Consider the following 13425-nt stretch of genomic DNA (forward strand, 5'->3'; position numbering starts at 1 on the left):
CTGCCGTCCCCGAAGGCCCTTTGGGGCCCGTCCGGGGAGCCCGGCGGTCCTGCCCTCGCACGTGCCAATGGCACCTGCGCCGCCGGGGAGCACATCCTTAGCCCGTACCGGTTCGAGCCGCTGAGCCGCATTACCACTTGAGGGCCCTCGCCGTCTCACAGAAGTGCTTTTCCGACGATCTGTTCTACTGCGCTGCTGTGATTCCCTGACGCCGACCTGGCCCAAGGTGACATGCTGCTCCAAGTCAGGGGGGTTGGTCCCAATGTCCGAAGTGTTCCGAGGGCTGCCGTTCCAACGATCACCAGAGGTCCGGCCGGAGGTCGATGTGTCGACGAGCATCAATCCCACCGTGCGCCGTCGGCGCCTGGGCTCGGAGCTGCGCAAACTCCGCGAGGGCCTCGGGATGACGGCGGAGGAGGTGGCGGGCCGGCTGATGGTCTCCCAGTCGAAGATCAGCCGACTGGAGAACGGCCGCCGCAGCATCAGCCAGCGCGACGTGCGCGACCTCTGCGACGTCTATCTCGTGAACGACGAGCAGATGCGCGCCAGCCTCATGGAGATGGCCAAGGAGTCCCGCCAGCGCGGCTGGTGGCACGACTTCAACGACATGCCGACCCCGTACAGCGTCTACATCGGGCTGGAGGCCGAGGCCTCCTCGATCCGCGCGTACGAATCCTCCTTCGTCCCGGGCCTGTTGCAGACCGAGCAGTACGCGCAGGCCGTCGTGGAGGGAACCCAGCCGGACACCGACGCGCTCGCCGTGCAGCGCCGGGTGCAGGTCCGGATGAAGCGCCAGGACCGCATCCAGGGCGAGAACCAGCTCGGCAGCCTGTGGACCGTCATAGACGAGGCGGTGCTGCGCCGCGAGGTCGGCAGCCGCGAGGTGATGGCCGAGCAGCTCAAGCACATGATGGAGCTGAGCCAGCACCCGAACATCACCATCCAGGTGATCCCGTTCTCGGCCGGGGCCCACCCCGGTATGACCGGGACATTCTCCCTGCTGGAGTTCCCCGAGTCAGCCGATTCCACGGTTGTCTACTTCGAAGGGGTGACGAGCGATCTCTACCTGGAGAAGGACGCGGACGTCCGCCGCTATACCGGTCTGTACGACTACCTGCGGGCGGCGGCACTCGGCGTGGCGGAGAGCCGGGCACTGATAGCTGAGATTGAAGAGGGATACCACTGATGAGCACCACCTCCGAGCACGGAACCCGCTGGCGGAAGAGCAGCCACAGCGGCGGCAACGGCGCCTGTGTGGAGATCGCCACGCCGGCCACGGGGGCGGTGGCGGTACGGGACTCCAAGGACCCTCAGGGGCCGCAGCTGCGCTTCTCCGCCGAGGCCTGGACCGCGTTCGCGAGCGCTGCGGCCACCGGGGTGTTCGGCCGCCGCTGACCCTGCGGCGGCGGCCACCGACCCGGCCCCGCGCCCCCGGTGCGAATCCGAGCTCGGCCCGTTTGCCCGTAGCAGTGGCCGTCGCCCTCGCCGGCGGCCGACGCTACGGGCAAACGTCGTTCCCGCCCGAACTTCCCGCCCCATCTGTCCTGTCCGCCCCGTCCGTCCTGTCCGCCCCGTCCGCCCCGTTCAGCGCACCACCGGGTACCGCTCGGACCAGGTCAGCCCCTCCGGGGTGCGCGGATCGTGCAGTTCGGTGCCGTGCATCAGCTCCAGCACGAAGTCGTCGGCGAGTTCGAGGATGGCGCCTCGCCCCTCCAGCCCGGCCACCAGCCCCGACGGCAGCGCGGTGTCACCGTGCAGCACCCCGAGCAGGCTCCCGCAGACCGCGCCGGTGGAGTCGCTGTCCCCGGAGTGGTTGACGGCGAGCAGCAGGCCCGAGCGCACGTCGTGCGCGACCAGCGCGCAGTAGACCCCGATCGCCAGCGCCTCCTCGGCGACCCAGCCCTCCCCCAGCGCCTCCACCCGGTCCGCGGACGGCTCGCCGGCCCGGACCGCGTCCAGCGCGGCCCGCAGCGCGGCGGTGGTCTCCTCGTGCGCCTGCCGCTCGGAGAGCAGCGCCAGGGCGAGGTGGACGCCCTCCTCCAGGGTGCCGCCGCGGGCCACGCTCTGGACGATCACCGCGAGCGCGCCCGCCGCGAGGTAGCCGGTGGGGTGGCCGTGGGTGAGCACCGCGCACTCCACCGCGAGTTGGAAGACCAGGCCCGGCTCCCAGCTGGTGAGCAGGCCGAACGGCGCCGCCCGCACCACCGTGCCGCAGGCCTTGGAGTGCGGGTTCTTCGGCCGCTCCACGGTGCCGAGGAACTCGGCGTCGGCCCCGGTCAGGCCGGACAGGCAGCCCTGGCCGGGGGCGCGCTGGGCGTACAGCCACTCCTCGCGGCCGAGCCAGCCGAGGTCGGGGCGGCGCTCGTCGGGGCCCCAGTCGCGCTGGGTGGCGGCCCAGCGCAGGTAGGCCAGGTGCAGGTCGGTGGGCGGATGCCAGCTGCCGGTGTCGCGCCGGATGTGGGCGCGGATCAGGCCGTCGACGGTGAACAGGGTGAGCTGGGTGTCGTCGGTGACGGCGCCGGTGCGCCCGTACGCGGGGACGTAGCCGGTGACGCCCTGCGGGCCGTGCTGGGCCCGGATCTTCTCCAGCGGCTCGAACTCGACGCCGGCGCCGAGCGCGTCGCCGATGGCACCGCCGAGCAGACAGCCCCGCACCCGGCTGCGGAAGTCCTGCTGCTGGGCGCGTGACCACAGTGGCATCACGACGGGGCGCCTTTCCTCGGGGCAGGGGGCTGCGCGACGCACGGCCGCGGCGCGCGCCCTGGCACTGTATTCGAAGACCCGAGCGAATCAAGGGCGTCCCTCGTGCTCCGGTTTCCCGGCCCCGGCCGCCGTACGGGCGGCAGCGGGGCCGGGGGAACCAGCAGGCCGGGACCGGCGGAACCGGGAGGCCGGTGGCGGGATCAGTCCAGGACCGGCAGCAGCTCCGGCAGGTGCCCGTCCGAGGCCAGCGCCGCGGCCCGGCGCTCGGCCGGCACCTCGCCGTACGTGGTGGTGCGCTGGCGGTGCGGGCGGCCCGCCGCCTCGGCGATCGCCTGGAGGTCGCGCACCGACTTGTAACTCCCGTACGCCGAGCCGGCCATCCGCGAGATGGTCTCCTCCATCAGCGTGCCGCCCAGGTCGTTGGCGCCCGAGCGGAGCATCTCGGCGGCGCCCTCCGCGCCCAGCTTGACCCAGCTGGTCTGGATGTTGGGGATGTGCGGGTGCAGCAGCAGCCGGGCCATCGCGACCACCGCGCGGTTGTCCCGGGCGGTCGGGCCGGGCCGGGCGATGCCGGCCAGGTAGACCGGCGCGTTGGTGTGGATGAACGGCAGGGTCACGAACTCGGTGAAGCCGCCCGTGCCGTTGGTCTCCAGGGAACGCTGCTGGATCTCGGCCAGCAGCCGCAGGTGCCCGAGCCAGTGCTTCGGGGTGTCCACGTGCCCGTACATCATGGTGGACGAGGAGCGGATGCCCAGTTCGTGCGCGGTGGTGACCACTTCGACCCAGGTGGCGGCTGGCAGCTTGCCCTTGGTGAGCACCCAGCGGACCTCGTCGTCCAGGATCTCGGCCGCCGTGCCCGGGATGCTGTCCAGGCCGTTCTCCTTGGCCCGCTGGAGCCAGTCGCGGATGGACAGCCCGGTGCGGGTCGCGCCGTTGACCACCTCCATCGGCGAGAAGGCGTGCACGTGGATGCCGGGCACCCGCTCCTTCACCGCGCGGGCGATGTCGAAGTAGGCGGTGCCGGGCAGGTCCGGGTGGATGCCGCCCTGCATGCAGACCTCGGTGGCGCCCACCTCCCAGGCCTGCGCGGCCCGGTCGGCGACCTGCTCCAGCGACAGGGTGTAGGCGTCGGCGTCGGTGCGGCGCTGGGCGAACGCGCAGAAGCGGCAGCCGGTGTAGCAGACGTTGGTGAAGTTGATGTTCCGGGTGACGCAGTAGGTGACGTCCTCCCCGACGGTGTCCCGGCGGACGTCGTCGGCGATCCGGCAGAGCGCGTCCAGGGCCGGGCCGTCCGCGTGGAACAGCGCCAGCGCCTGGTCGTCGGTGAGCCGCGTCGGGTCGTCGGCGGCCACCGCCAGCGCCTCGCGCAGGTCGCCGACCAGCCGCTCGGGCGCGCCCTCGGCGAGCACCTGCTCGCGCAGCACCTCCCAGTCGCCGTAGACGTCCTCGAAGTCGGCCCGGCGGTCGCCGGTGCGGCCCTCGGTGTCGATGGTGGCGTGCAGGTCGGTCCGCCCGTACGAGACGGGCAGGTCCTCGGGCTCCTGCCAGGGCAGGCCGCGGACCACCGCGTCCGGGTTCGCCAGCCCGGTCTCCGGGTCGGCGAGGGCGCGCACGTGCGGCAGCACCCGCGGGTCCAGCCAGGGCTCGCCGCGCCGGACGTACTCGGGGTAGACGGCGAGACGCTCGCGCAGTTCGAAGCCGGCGGCCGCGGAGCGCTCGGCGAGCCGCTCGATCTGCGGCCACGGGCGTTCGGGGTTGACGTGGTCGGGAGTGAGCGGGGAGACGCCGCCCCAGTCGTCGACGCCGGCCGCGATCAGCCGCCCGTACTCGCCGTCCACCAGGTTCGGCGGCGCTTGCAGGCAGGCCGCCGGGCCCATCACGTGCCGGGCCACCGCCACGGTGGCGACCAGCTCGTCCAGTTCGGCGTCGGGCATGCCGCGCATCGCCGTGTCCGGCTTGGCGCGGAAGTTCTGCAGGATCAGCTCCTGGACGCCGTGGTAGGCCCGGGAGACCTTGCGCAGCGCGAACAGCGACTCCGCGCGCTCCTGGTACGTCTCGCCGATGCCGATCAGCAGGCCGCTGGTGAACGGGACGGAGCTGCGCCCGGCGTCCTCCAGCACCCGCAGCCGGACGGCCGGTTCCTTGTCCGGCGAGCCGAAGTGCGGGCCGCCGGGCTCGCTCCACAGCCGGGTGGCGGTGGTCTCCAGCATCATGCCCATGGAGGCGGAGACGGGCTTGAGCCGCTGGAAGTCCGTCCAGCCGAGCACCCCGGGGTTGAGGTGCGGGAGCAGGCCGGTCTCCTCCAGGATGCGGATCGACATCGCCCGCACGTAGGCGATGGTGTCGTCGTACCCGTGCGCGTCGAGCCACTCGCGGGCCTCGGGCCAGCGGTCCTCGGGCTTGTCGCCGAGGGTGATCAGGGCTTCCTTGCAGCCGAGTTCGGCCCCGCGCCGGGCGACGTCCAGCACCTCGTCGGGGGACATGAACATCCCGTGGCCGGCCCGGCGCAGCTTGCCGGGGACGGTGACGAAGGTGCAGTAGTGGCACTTGTCGCGGCAGAGCCGGGTGAGCGGGATGAAGACGCTCTTGGAGTAGGTGATGACGCCGGGCCGCCCGGCCGCCGCCAGCCCCGCGTCGCGGACCCGGGCGGCGCTCGCACACAGGTCGTTCAGGTCCTCGCCTCTGGCCTGGAGCAGCACCGCGGTCTCGGTGACGTCCAGGGCGACGCCGTCCCGGGCTCGGCGCAGGGCGCGCCGCATCGCGTTAGCGGTCGGGGGGTTGCTTGCGTCCATGGCGGTTCCGTCCATGGCGCGACCCTACGCCAGGTGTCGTACGTTCGGAGTAGCCAACCCTGAGGGCGTCTCAGGGTCGATGTACCCGCGAGGTTGACCCCGAACTGGCCCCGCAGGGCGATGACGGGGCCGGAGTGCGGGCCTCTAATGGAAGGGCACAGCCAATCGCTCGTGTTCGTAGAGGAGTTGAGGACGCCATGACCAATGACACGGCGGCGGGGGACAACGTGGACGGCGGCGTGCCGTACCGCTCCCGGCGGCGCATGCTGGTGCGGGCCGGGGTGCCGCTGACGGTGGCCGCGGTGATCGCCGCCGGGATCGGCCTGGTGCCCGCACTGGCCGCCGACGCCCCGCCCGAACTTCCCTCGCTGACGCCGGAGCAGCTGGTGGCCAAGGTGCTCGGCTCCGACGCGCAGAGCCTCTCCGGCACGGTGTCCGTCTCCACCGACCTCGGCCTGCCCAGCCAGCTGCTGGGCGTCGCGGCCGGCGGGCTCGGCGCGGCGGCCGGGCGCGGCGGCGGCCAGGGCTCCTCTTCGGCCGACCCGCAGGCCAAGCTGCTCGGCCTGCTCGGCGGCGACCAGACGCTGCGGGTCGCGGTGGACGGCCCGGACCGCCAGCGGGTCGACCTGCTGGAGGACATGGCCGGCTACACCGTCGTCCACAACGGCGACCAGGCCTGGGCCTGGGACAGTTCGACCAACACCGCCGTGCGCCTGACCGGCCAGGCGCCCGCCCAGCACCCCGACACCGCCGGCAAGCACGCCGGGGCACCGCTGACCGGGGTGCCGACGACCCCGCAGGAGGCCGCCCGGCAGTTCCTGACCGCGAGCGCGGGCACCACGTCGGTCACCGTGGCCGGCACCGCCAACGTGGCCGGGCAGAAGGCGTACCAGCTGAGCGTCAAGCCCGCGCAGTCCGGTTCGACCGTCGCCGAGGTCCGGATCGCGGTCGCCGCCGACAACGGGGTGCCGCTCTCGGTGGTGGTCAAGGGCGTCGACGGTTCCACCGTGCTGGACGTCCACTTCACCGACGTGTCCTTCGCCAAGCCGGCCGCCAAGACCTTCGACTTCACCGTGCCCAAGGGCGCCAAGGTGACGGAGCACAAGGCGGACGAGGGCGCCAAGGGTGAGGTGCCGCAGGGCTTCGCGCCCAAGGGTTCCGCGCCCGGGGGCCAGGCCGGTCAGGACGCCTCGGGCCGGGACCACGGCGGCGTGAACGTGATCGGCGAGGGCTGGACGACCGTGGTCTCGGCGCAGCTGCCCGGCGGCGCCGTCGACGCGCCGCAGGACGGCGGCAAGGGCGGCAAGCACGGCGGCCGGGGCGCGGCCCTGAACCCGCAGGCGCTGGTGAAGTCGCTCGGCAAGCCGGTCGGCGGCGGCACGCTGATCAGCACCAAGGTGGTGAACGTCCTGGTCACCGACGACGGCCGGGTGTTCGCCGGCGCGGTGACCCTGCCGGTGCTCCAGCACGCCGCCGGGGTGAACTGACGGATGACGAAGGCTCCCGTAACGGGGGACGTTACGGAGTCGGCCGGGGGTCCGGGCGCCGAGCAGCGCCCGGGCCCCGTGCCTTCCACCTCCACCTCCCCCTCCACCTCCTCCCCCGGTTCCCCCGGCTCCTCCCGGCCCGACGACGTGATCAGGACCCGCGGTCTGACCAAGCGCTTCCGGGGCGGCCAGCTCGCCGTGGACGGCCTGGACCTGAGCGTGCCGCGCGGCTCCGTCTTCGGCTTCCTCGGCCCGAACGGCTCCGGCAAGACCACCACCATCCGGATGCTGATGGGCCTGATCGCCCCCACCTCCGGCGTCGCCACCGTCCTCGGCGAGCCGATGCCGCAGTCCGTCGCCTCCGTGCTGCCCCGGGTGGGCGCGCTGATCGAGGGCCCGGCGCTGTACGGCTTCCTCTCCGGGCGGGACAACCTGGTCCGGTTCGACGCCGCCGACCCGACCGCCGACCCGCGCACCCGGCGCCTGCGCGTCGAGACGGCGTTGGAACGGGTCGGGCTGAGCGCCGCGGCGGCCAAGAAGGCCCGCGCGTACTCGCTGGGCATGAAGCAGCGGCTCGGCCTGGCGTCGGCGCTGCTCCAGCCGCGCGAGCTGCTGGTGCTGGACGAGCCCACCAACGGGCTGGATCCGCAGGGCATGCGCGAGATCCGGGCGCTGGTGCGGGAGGTCGCGGCGGAGGGGACCACGGTGTTCCTCTCCTCGCACCTGCTGGACGAGATCGAGCAGGTCTGCACGCACGCGGCGGTGATGTCCCGGGGCCGGCTGGTGGTGCAGGGCACCGTCGCCGAACTGGCCGCCCGCGCGCAGGGCCGACTGGTGGTCCGCACGCCGGACGTGGCGCACGCCGTGGAGGTACTGGCGGCCCACCGGGTCGGCTCCCTGCTGCCCGGCGACGGGCGGGTGGACGGCGAGCTCGGCGCGCTCGGCTCGCTCGGCTCCCCGGTCGAGGAGGCGCTGCCGAAGCTGTGCGCGGCGCTGGTCGAGGCCGGGGTGCGGGTGCACGGGTTCGGGCTGGAGCGGGGCACGTTGGAGGACGCCTTCGTGGCGCTGACCGGGGAGGGCTTCGATGTCGCAGGCTGAGCTGTCGCAGGCCGGGATGTCGCAGGCCGGGGCGGTGCCGGTCCGGACCGGGCGGAGGCCGCAGACGGCGGCCGGGTTCCTGGCGCTGTTCCGCAACGAACTGCACCTGACCTTCCGCCGGATGCGCACCAAGGTGCTGCTGGGGATCCTGGCGGTGCTGCCGATCCTGATCGGCGTGGTCGTCAAGCTCAACACGGGCAGCCCGCACGAGGGCGGCGGCGGGGTGAACTTCATCGCGCAGACCACCCAGAACGGCCTGTTCCTGGTCTTCACCGCCCTCGCGGTCGCGCTGCCGGTGTTCCTGCCGATGACGGTCGGCGTGGTCGCCGGGGACTCGGTCGCCGGCGAGGCGGCCACCGGGACGCTGCGCTACCTGCTGGTCGCGCCGGCCGGGCGCACCCGGCTGCTGGCCGCCAAGTTCACCGCCGGGTTGGTGTTCTGCCTGGCCGCCACCGTGGCGGTCGCGGCGGCGGCCCTGGCCACCGGCGCCGCGCTGTTCCCGCTCGGCGAGGTGACGCTGATCTCCGGCGACACCATCGGCTTCGGCGACGCGCTGCTGCGGGCGGTGCTCGTGGCCGGGGTGGTGGCGGCCTCGCTGGCCGGGCTGGTGGCGATCGGGCTGTTCGTCTCCACGCTCACCGGCAGCGGCATCGCGGCGATGGCGGCGACCGTCGGGCTGGTGGTCACCGTGCAGATCCTGGACGCCTTCCCGCAGCTGGACGCCGTCAGGCCGTTCCTGTTCACCCATTACTGGCTCAGCTTCGCGGACCTCCTGCGCCAGCCGATGTACTGGGACGGCGTGTGGAAGGACCTCGGCCTCCAGGCCGCCTACGTCGCCGTGTTCGGCGCGACGGCCTGGTCCCGCTTCACCAGCCGGGACATCAGCGTCTGACCGCCGCCTCGGCGGGAGCGGACCAGCAGGGGCGGATCAGCGCCTGACCGCCGCCTCGGCGGGGGCGGGCTGCGGCACAGCCGCGGCCCGCCCCGCGCGGTCGGCCCGTACCTGGCGCAGCGCGTCCCAGGTGAGCACCGCGAGCGCCAGCCAGACCAGGCCGAAGCCGGCCCAGCGGGCGGGCGGCATCGACTCGTGGAACACCGCCACGCCGATCAGGAACTGGAACACCGGCGCCAGGTACTGGAGCAGCCCGAGCACGGTCAGCGGCACCCGCACGGCCGCCGCGCCGAAGAACAGCAGCGGGATCGCCGTGATCACGCCGCTGAGCAGCAGCAGCCCGGAGTGCCCCCAGCCGTACGAGCCGGCCACCGTGTGGCCGAAGGTGCCGCGCCCGCTGACCTCCAGGTAGACCAGGTAGCCGAGCGCGAACGGGAACATGAAGGCGCTCTCCGCCGCCAGGCTCTCCAGGCCGCTCAGCCCGACCTTCTTCTTCAGCAGCCCGTACGTGGCGAAGGAGAGCGCCAGGGTGAGCGCGATCCACGGCAGCCGCCCGTACGCGACGCTGAGCACCGCGACGGCGGCCGCGCCGACACCGACCGCCGCCCACTGCGCCGTCCGCAGCCGCTCCTTGAGCACCAGGACGCCGAAGCCGATGGTGACCAGCGGGTTGATGAAGTAGCCGAGGCTGGTCTCGACGACGTGCCCGGCGTTGACGCCCCAGATGTAGACGCCCCAGTTGATCGAGATCACCGTGGCCGCGCCGGCCAGCATGGCGAGCCGGCGGGGCTGGCGCAGCAGCGGGCGTATCCAGCTCCAGTGCCGCTGGGCGATCAGCAGCAGCACCACGGCGACCAGGGACCAGACCATCCGGTTGGCCAGGATGTCGTCGGCGGCGCCGGGCTCCAGCAGTGGCCAGAACAGGGGGAAGAGGCCCCAGATGCCGTAGGCCGCGACGCCGTACCAGAGGCCTCGGCCGCTGTCCTGCTGGGTTGTCTCTGGCATGGCCGCCTGCCCTCCGCGCGCGTGTGTCGAGGTGACGGTAGCGGGCGGAGGGGCAGGCTGTCATCTCCGTTTCCGCATTTTGGTCATGACATCGCTGACCTCGGGAAACGCGGGCCCACGGCGGGTCCGGAGTGCGGGAGGACCTGAGGCCCGGAGCGCCTCAGGCCTGGAGCGCCTCAGGCCCGGAGCGCGGCGCGCACCGACTCGGCCAGCGGGACGGTCGGGCGGCCGATCAGCCGGGCCAGGTCGCCCGGGGTGCCGGCCAGCTCGCCACGGGCGATGCCCGCGTCCACGTCCACCAGCACCTCGGCGAAGCCCTCAGGCAGGCCCGCGCCGACCAACGCCGCGAGGTGCTCCGCCGGTGCCACGTCCTGGTGCGCGACCGGCTGCCCGGAGACCAGCGCCAGCTCGGCCGCCAGCTCCGCCAGGCTCCACGCGGCGTCGCCGCTCAGCTCGTACACCCGGCCCTCGTGGCCCTCGCCGAGGAGCACGGCGACCGCCGCGTCCGCGTAGTCCTTGCGCGGGGCGGTGGCCACCCGGCCGTCCCCGGCGCTGCCGAGCACCACGCCGCGCGCCACCGTGCCGGCCGCGTCGCCCAGGTAGTTCTCGGTGTACCAGCCGTTGCGCAGCAGGACGGACGGCAGGCCGGATGCGCGGATCAGCTCCTCCGTCGCCTTGTGCTCGTCGGCCAGCCGGAAGGTCGCCGCGCCCGGCGCGCTCGTGTAGGCGAACAGCGCGACGCCGGCCGCACGGGCCGCGTCGACCACCGCGCGGTGCTGCGGGATCCGCCGGCCGACCTCGCTGCCCGAGATCAGCAGCACCCGGTCACCGGCCGCGAAGGCGCCGGCCAGGGACGCCGGGTCGTCGTAGTCGACCACGCGGACGGCCACCCCGCGCGCGGCCAGGTCGGCCGCCTTCTCGGCGGAGCGGACGGCGACCGCCACCTCGCTCGCGGGGACCGCGGCCAGCAGGCCCTCGACGACGAGACGGCCGAGCTGGCCGGTGGCACCGGTGACGACGTACATGGGGATGCTCCTTGGGTGGGTTTCTGCCTCGACGGGGTTCCCGCCTCGAAACTCACCCTAGGGACTGCACTAACCTTTCGAAAGTACGCACTTCAAAGTACGGTACTGACATGAAGGTAATGGCAGGACAGTCATGAAGACCCTGGAGGAAGGCCGCCCGGCCGTCCCGGTGCGCGAGCTGCCGCCGGCGGACGTGTTCGACCGCATGTGCCCGTCCCGGGGCGTGCTGGAGCACGTCACCAGCCGCTGGGGCGTCCTCGTGCTCGGCGCGCTGCGCGAGCGCGGCTACCGCTTCAGCGAACTGCGCCGACGGGTCTCCGGCGTCAGCGAGAAGATGCTCGCGCAGACCCTGCAGACGCTGGAACGCGACGGCTTCGTGCACCGCGAGGCCCACCCGGTGATCCCGCCCCGGGTCGACTACAGCCTCACCCCGCTCGGCCGGGAGGCCGCCGAACTGGTCGCCGCCCTCGCGCACTGGTCCGAGCAGCGGGTCCCCGCCGTCGAGGCCGCCCGCGCGGAGTACGACGCCCGGCCTAGCGTTCGCTGATCAGGGCCGCCAGCCCGTCCAGCACGCGGGCCAGGCCGAAGGCGTACGCGTGGTCCGGGTCGTACGCGCCGCCGTGGGCCTCGCCGGCGGCGGCGCCCACCCGGGCCGCGACCGGGTAGCGCTCGGCGTCGAAGACCTTGGCGAGCAGCTCGGCGTTGGCGGCCCACCACTGCGCGTCGGTCATCGCGCTGTCCTGCCGGGCGGCGCGCTCGTCGGCGGCCATCCGGGCGCAGGTCTGGACGAAGCCCAGCAGGTGGGTGAGCGCCGCGTCCAGTTCGACGTCGGGCAGGCCGGTGCCCTCGAAGGCGCGCAGCTCGTACTCGTACTTGGCCATCAGGCCCGGGCCGAGCGGCGGGCGGCTGGTGGAGACCGCCGAGACCCACGGGTGGGCTCGGTGCAGCGCCCGGTTGTCGTCGGCGACGGCGGTCACCCTGGCCCGCCAGCCGTCGTCGGCGGGGGTGCTGCGCGGCGTCGTCGCGTAGACGGTGTCCAGCATCAGGTCGAGCAGTTCGGCCTTGCCGGGGACGTAGGTGTACAGCGCCATCGGGGACAGCCCCAGCTCCTGCGCCACCCGGCGCATGGTGACGGCGTCCACGCCCTCGGCGTCGGCCAGGGCGATGGCCACGGCGGCGATCTCGCCGGTCGACCGGGCCTGCCGCGGGCCGCGCCGGCCGGGCTTCTCCTCGGCGGTCAGCCCCCAGAGCAGGGCGAGGGTGCGCGCCGGATCTCCTGCGCTGCTGCGGTCCGTGGCCATGGGGGGATCTTTTCACGGCCCCGCCGACAGCTCGACGGAGCGACGGGGGCGGTCGCTCGGCGGTTCGGCAGCCCGGTGCCGGCGTCATACGAGCGCCGGGTGGATCAGCCGCCCGTGGTGGATGAGCGAGGCGGACTGCTTGAGCCGGTTCACCCGGACGCTGATCTCGTAGCCGCGGATGCCCTCGACGTGGGCCAGGCGGCCGGTGAGGTAACGGTAGAAGTCGGGGGTGTCCCGGCAGGCGACCACGGCCATCAGGTTGTGGCGTCCGCTGATCGCGGCGACGAACGCGCACTCGTGGTGGCCGCCGACCTCCTCGCCGACCTGGTGCAGCCGCGGTAGGTCGACCTGCAGCCACAGGGTGGCGTTGAGCCGGTAGCCGAGGCGCTCGGCCAGGGTGTCGACGTCGTACGTGAGCGAGCCTGCTGCCTCCAGTGCCTCCAGGCGACGGGCGACCCGGGGCTTGGACCAGCCGGTGACCTTGGCCAGGTGGGTATGGGTGGCCCGGCCGTCCTCGGCGAGCGCGCGCAGCAGCGGCAGGTCCTGTTCACCCAGGGGCGTCGACGAGGCCACTGCCGGGGTGGGGTGGCCGGAGGTCAGCCGCCGCACCTGTTCGGGGGTGAGCGAGGCGTCGGGGTCGGTCCAGGGCGCGGTTCCGGGACCGCCGTAGATACGCACGACCAGGTCGACGTTCACGTCCAGGACCGCGCCCGCTCGCGGCAGCTGGCGCAGCAGCAGGTCGTCATGGTCGGTTCCGGCGGGGGACCGGATGATGCAGATGATCTCCGAGCCGCCGGAGGCGATGCCGACGTACGCCACCTCGGACCGGCGGGCCAGTGACTGGGCCAGCGGTGCCACCGCATCAGGTCGGCAGCGCAGCCGGGCGATCCACTCCGCCTGGCCGTCGGCGTTCAGGTTGCCCAGTCCGACGACGCGCAGCAGGCCGTCCCGCCGCAGGGCGGCGTAGCGGCGCGCCACAGTCTGTTCGGACACGCCGATGACCTCCCCGAGCCGCCGGAACGAGACCCGGGGCGCGCACTGCAAACCGTGGATGATTTTGCGGTCCAGATCATCAGCCATGGAGGAATGGTCCCATCGCCAGGCGCTCAGGCGGAGGTTCCG

Annotated in this window: 12 protein-coding genes; 6 read left to right on the plus strand and 6 right to left on the minus strand. The window is 73.3% G+C overall.

All coding sequences use genetic code 11. The features are described 5' to 3' along the window. Window positions 1-325: 325 nt before the first annotated feature. Complete coding sequence (locus AB0O82_RS20295; RefSeq protein WP_350877673.1) at window positions 326-1186, plus strand: helix-turn-helix transcriptional regulator; 861 nt, start codon at window positions 326-328, stop codon at window positions 1184-1186. Next, complete coding sequence (locus AB0O82_RS20300; protein WP_363585371.1) at window positions 1186-1395, plus strand: DUF397 domain-containing protein; 210 nt, start codon at window positions 1186-1188, stop codon at window positions 1393-1395. The genes AB0O82_RS20295 and AB0O82_RS20300 overlap by 1 nt, the downstream gene beginning before the upstream one ends. Before the next feature lie 189 nt (window positions 1396-1584). Here AB0O82_RS20300 and AB0O82_RS20305 read toward each other — a convergent pair whose 3' ends face one another. Both AB0O82_RS20305 and AB0O82_RS20310 read right to left on the minus strand, forming a co-directional pair. After that, on the minus strand, window positions 1585-2700 hold the full coding sequence (locus AB0O82_RS20305; RefSeq protein WP_350877669.1) for an ADP-ribosylglycohydrolase family protein: 1116 nt from the start codon (window positions 2698-2700) through the stop codon (window positions 1585-1587). A gap of 203 nt (window positions 2701-2903) precedes the next feature. Continuing rightward, window positions 2904-5510: a bifunctional FO biosynthesis protein CofGH gene (locus tag AB0O82_RS20310; RefSeq protein ID WP_363585372.1), complete on the minus strand. Its 2607-nt coding sequence runs from the start codon at window positions 5508-5510 to the stop codon at window positions 2904-2906. Window positions 5511-5692: 182 nt separating this feature from the next. Between AB0O82_RS20310 and AB0O82_RS20315 the strand changes: the two genes are divergently transcribed. The 3 genes from AB0O82_RS20315 (at window position 5693) to AB0O82_RS20325 (ending at window position 8972) form a co-directional block, all read left to right on the plus strand. Continuing rightward, complete coding sequence (locus tag AB0O82_RS20315; protein WP_363585373.1) at window positions 5693-6982, plus strand: DUF2092 domain-containing protein; 1290 nt, start codon at window positions 5693-5695, stop codon at window positions 6980-6982. 78 nt (window positions 6983-7060) lie between these two features. After that, window positions 7061-8080 carry an ABC transporter ATP-binding protein gene (locus tag AB0O82_RS20320; RefSeq protein WP_363585374.1) on the plus strand — a complete coding sequence of 340 codons (1020 nt, stop codon included), beginning with the start codon at window positions 7061-7063 and terminating at the stop codon, window positions 8078-8080. Beyond that, on the plus strand, window positions 8067-8972 hold the full coding sequence (locus AB0O82_RS20325) for an ABC transporter permease (RefSeq protein WP_363585375.1): 906 nt from the start codon (window positions 8067-8069) through the stop codon (window positions 8970-8972). The genes AB0O82_RS20320 and AB0O82_RS20325 overlap by 14 nt, the downstream gene beginning before the upstream one ends. A 36-nt stretch (window positions 8973-9008) precedes the next feature. On the opposite strand, the gene rarD is transcribed toward AB0O82_RS20325, so the two are convergent. Next, entirely contained in the window at window positions 9009-9977 is a 969-nt protein-coding gene (gene rarD / locus AB0O82_RS20330) for an EamA family transporter RarD (RefSeq protein WP_363585376.1), read from the minus strand. Between the two features lie 176 nt (window positions 9978-10153). Beyond that, the gene (locus AB0O82_RS20335) at window positions 10154-11002 is read right to left on the minus strand and encodes an SDR family oxidoreductase (RefSeq protein WP_363585377.1); all 849 of its coding nucleotides are present in this window, start codon (window positions 11000-11002) and stop codon (window positions 10154-10156) included. 205 nt (window positions 11003-11207) lie between these two features. On the opposite strand from AB0O82_RS20335, the gene AB0O82_RS20340 reads away from it, so the two are divergent. Beyond that, window positions 11208-11549 carry a helix-turn-helix domain-containing protein gene (locus tag AB0O82_RS20340; protein ID WP_350877776.1) on the plus strand — a complete coding sequence of 114 codons (342 nt, stop codon included), beginning with the start codon at window positions 11208-11210 and terminating at the stop codon, window positions 11547-11549. Here AB0O82_RS20340 and AB0O82_RS20345 read toward each other — a convergent pair. Together AB0O82_RS20345 and AB0O82_RS20350 are read right to left on the minus strand one after the other, a co-directional pair. Then, window positions 11536-12303, minus strand: coding sequence for a TetR/AcrR family transcriptional regulator (locus tag AB0O82_RS20345; protein WP_363585378.1), 768 nt, complete (start codon window positions 12301-12303; stop codon window positions 11536-11538). The two genes, AB0O82_RS20340 and AB0O82_RS20345, sit on opposite strands and share 14 nt — an antisense overlap. Before the next feature lie 84 nt (window positions 12304-12387). Beyond that, a complete protein-coding gene (locus AB0O82_RS20350) occupies window positions 12388-13383 on the minus strand; it encodes an AsnC family transcriptional regulator (protein ID WP_363585379.1) in 996 nt (331 codons plus the stop codon). Window positions 13384-13425 lie beyond the last annotated feature (42 nt).

The organism is Kitasatospora sp. NPDC088264, assembly GCF_040685715.1.
Classification (GTDB): Bacteria; Actinomycetota; Actinomycetes; order Streptomycetales; family Streptomycetaceae; genus Kitasatospora.

Coding starts and splice junctions, on each gene's coding strand:
- AB0O82_RS20335 (WP_363585377.1), bottom strand. CDS start 11,002: ATGTACGTCGTCACCGGTGCCACCGGCCAGCTCGGCCGTCTCGTCGTC.
- AB0O82_RS20305 (WP_350877669.1), bottom strand. CDS start 2,700: ATGCCACTGTGGTCACGCGCCCAGCAGCAGGACTTCCGCAGCCGGGTG.
- AB0O82_RS20350 (WP_363585379.1), bottom strand. CDS start 13,383: ATGGCTGATGATCTGGACCGCAAAATCATCCACGGTTTGCAGTGCGCG.
- AB0O82_RS20345 (WP_363585378.1), bottom strand. CDS start 12,303: ATGGCCACGGACCGCAGCAGCGCAGGAGATCCGGCGCGCACCCTCGCC.
- AB0O82_RS20315 (WP_363585373.1), top strand. CDS start 5,693: ATGACCAATGACACGGCGGCGGGGGACAACGTGGACGGCGGCGTGCCG.
- AB0O82_RS20340 (WP_350877776.1), top strand. CDS start 11,208: ATGTGCCCGTCCCGGGGCGTGCTGGAGCACGTCACCAGCCGCTGGGGC.
- AB0O82_RS20310 (WP_363585372.1), bottom strand. CDS start 5,510: ATGGACGGAACCGCCATGGACGCAAGCAACCCCCCGACCGCTAACGCG.
- AB0O82_RS20325 (WP_363585375.1), top strand. CDS start 8,067: ATGTCGCAGGCTGAGCTGTCGCAGGCCGGGATGTCGCAGGCCGGGGCG.
- rarD (WP_363585376.1), bottom strand. CDS start 9,977: ATGCCAGAGACAACCCAGCAGGACAGCGGCCGAGGCCTCTGGTACGGC.
- AB0O82_RS20300 (WP_363585371.1), top strand. CDS start 1,186: ATGAGCACCACCTCCGAGCACGGAACCCGCTGGCGGAAGAGCAGCCAC.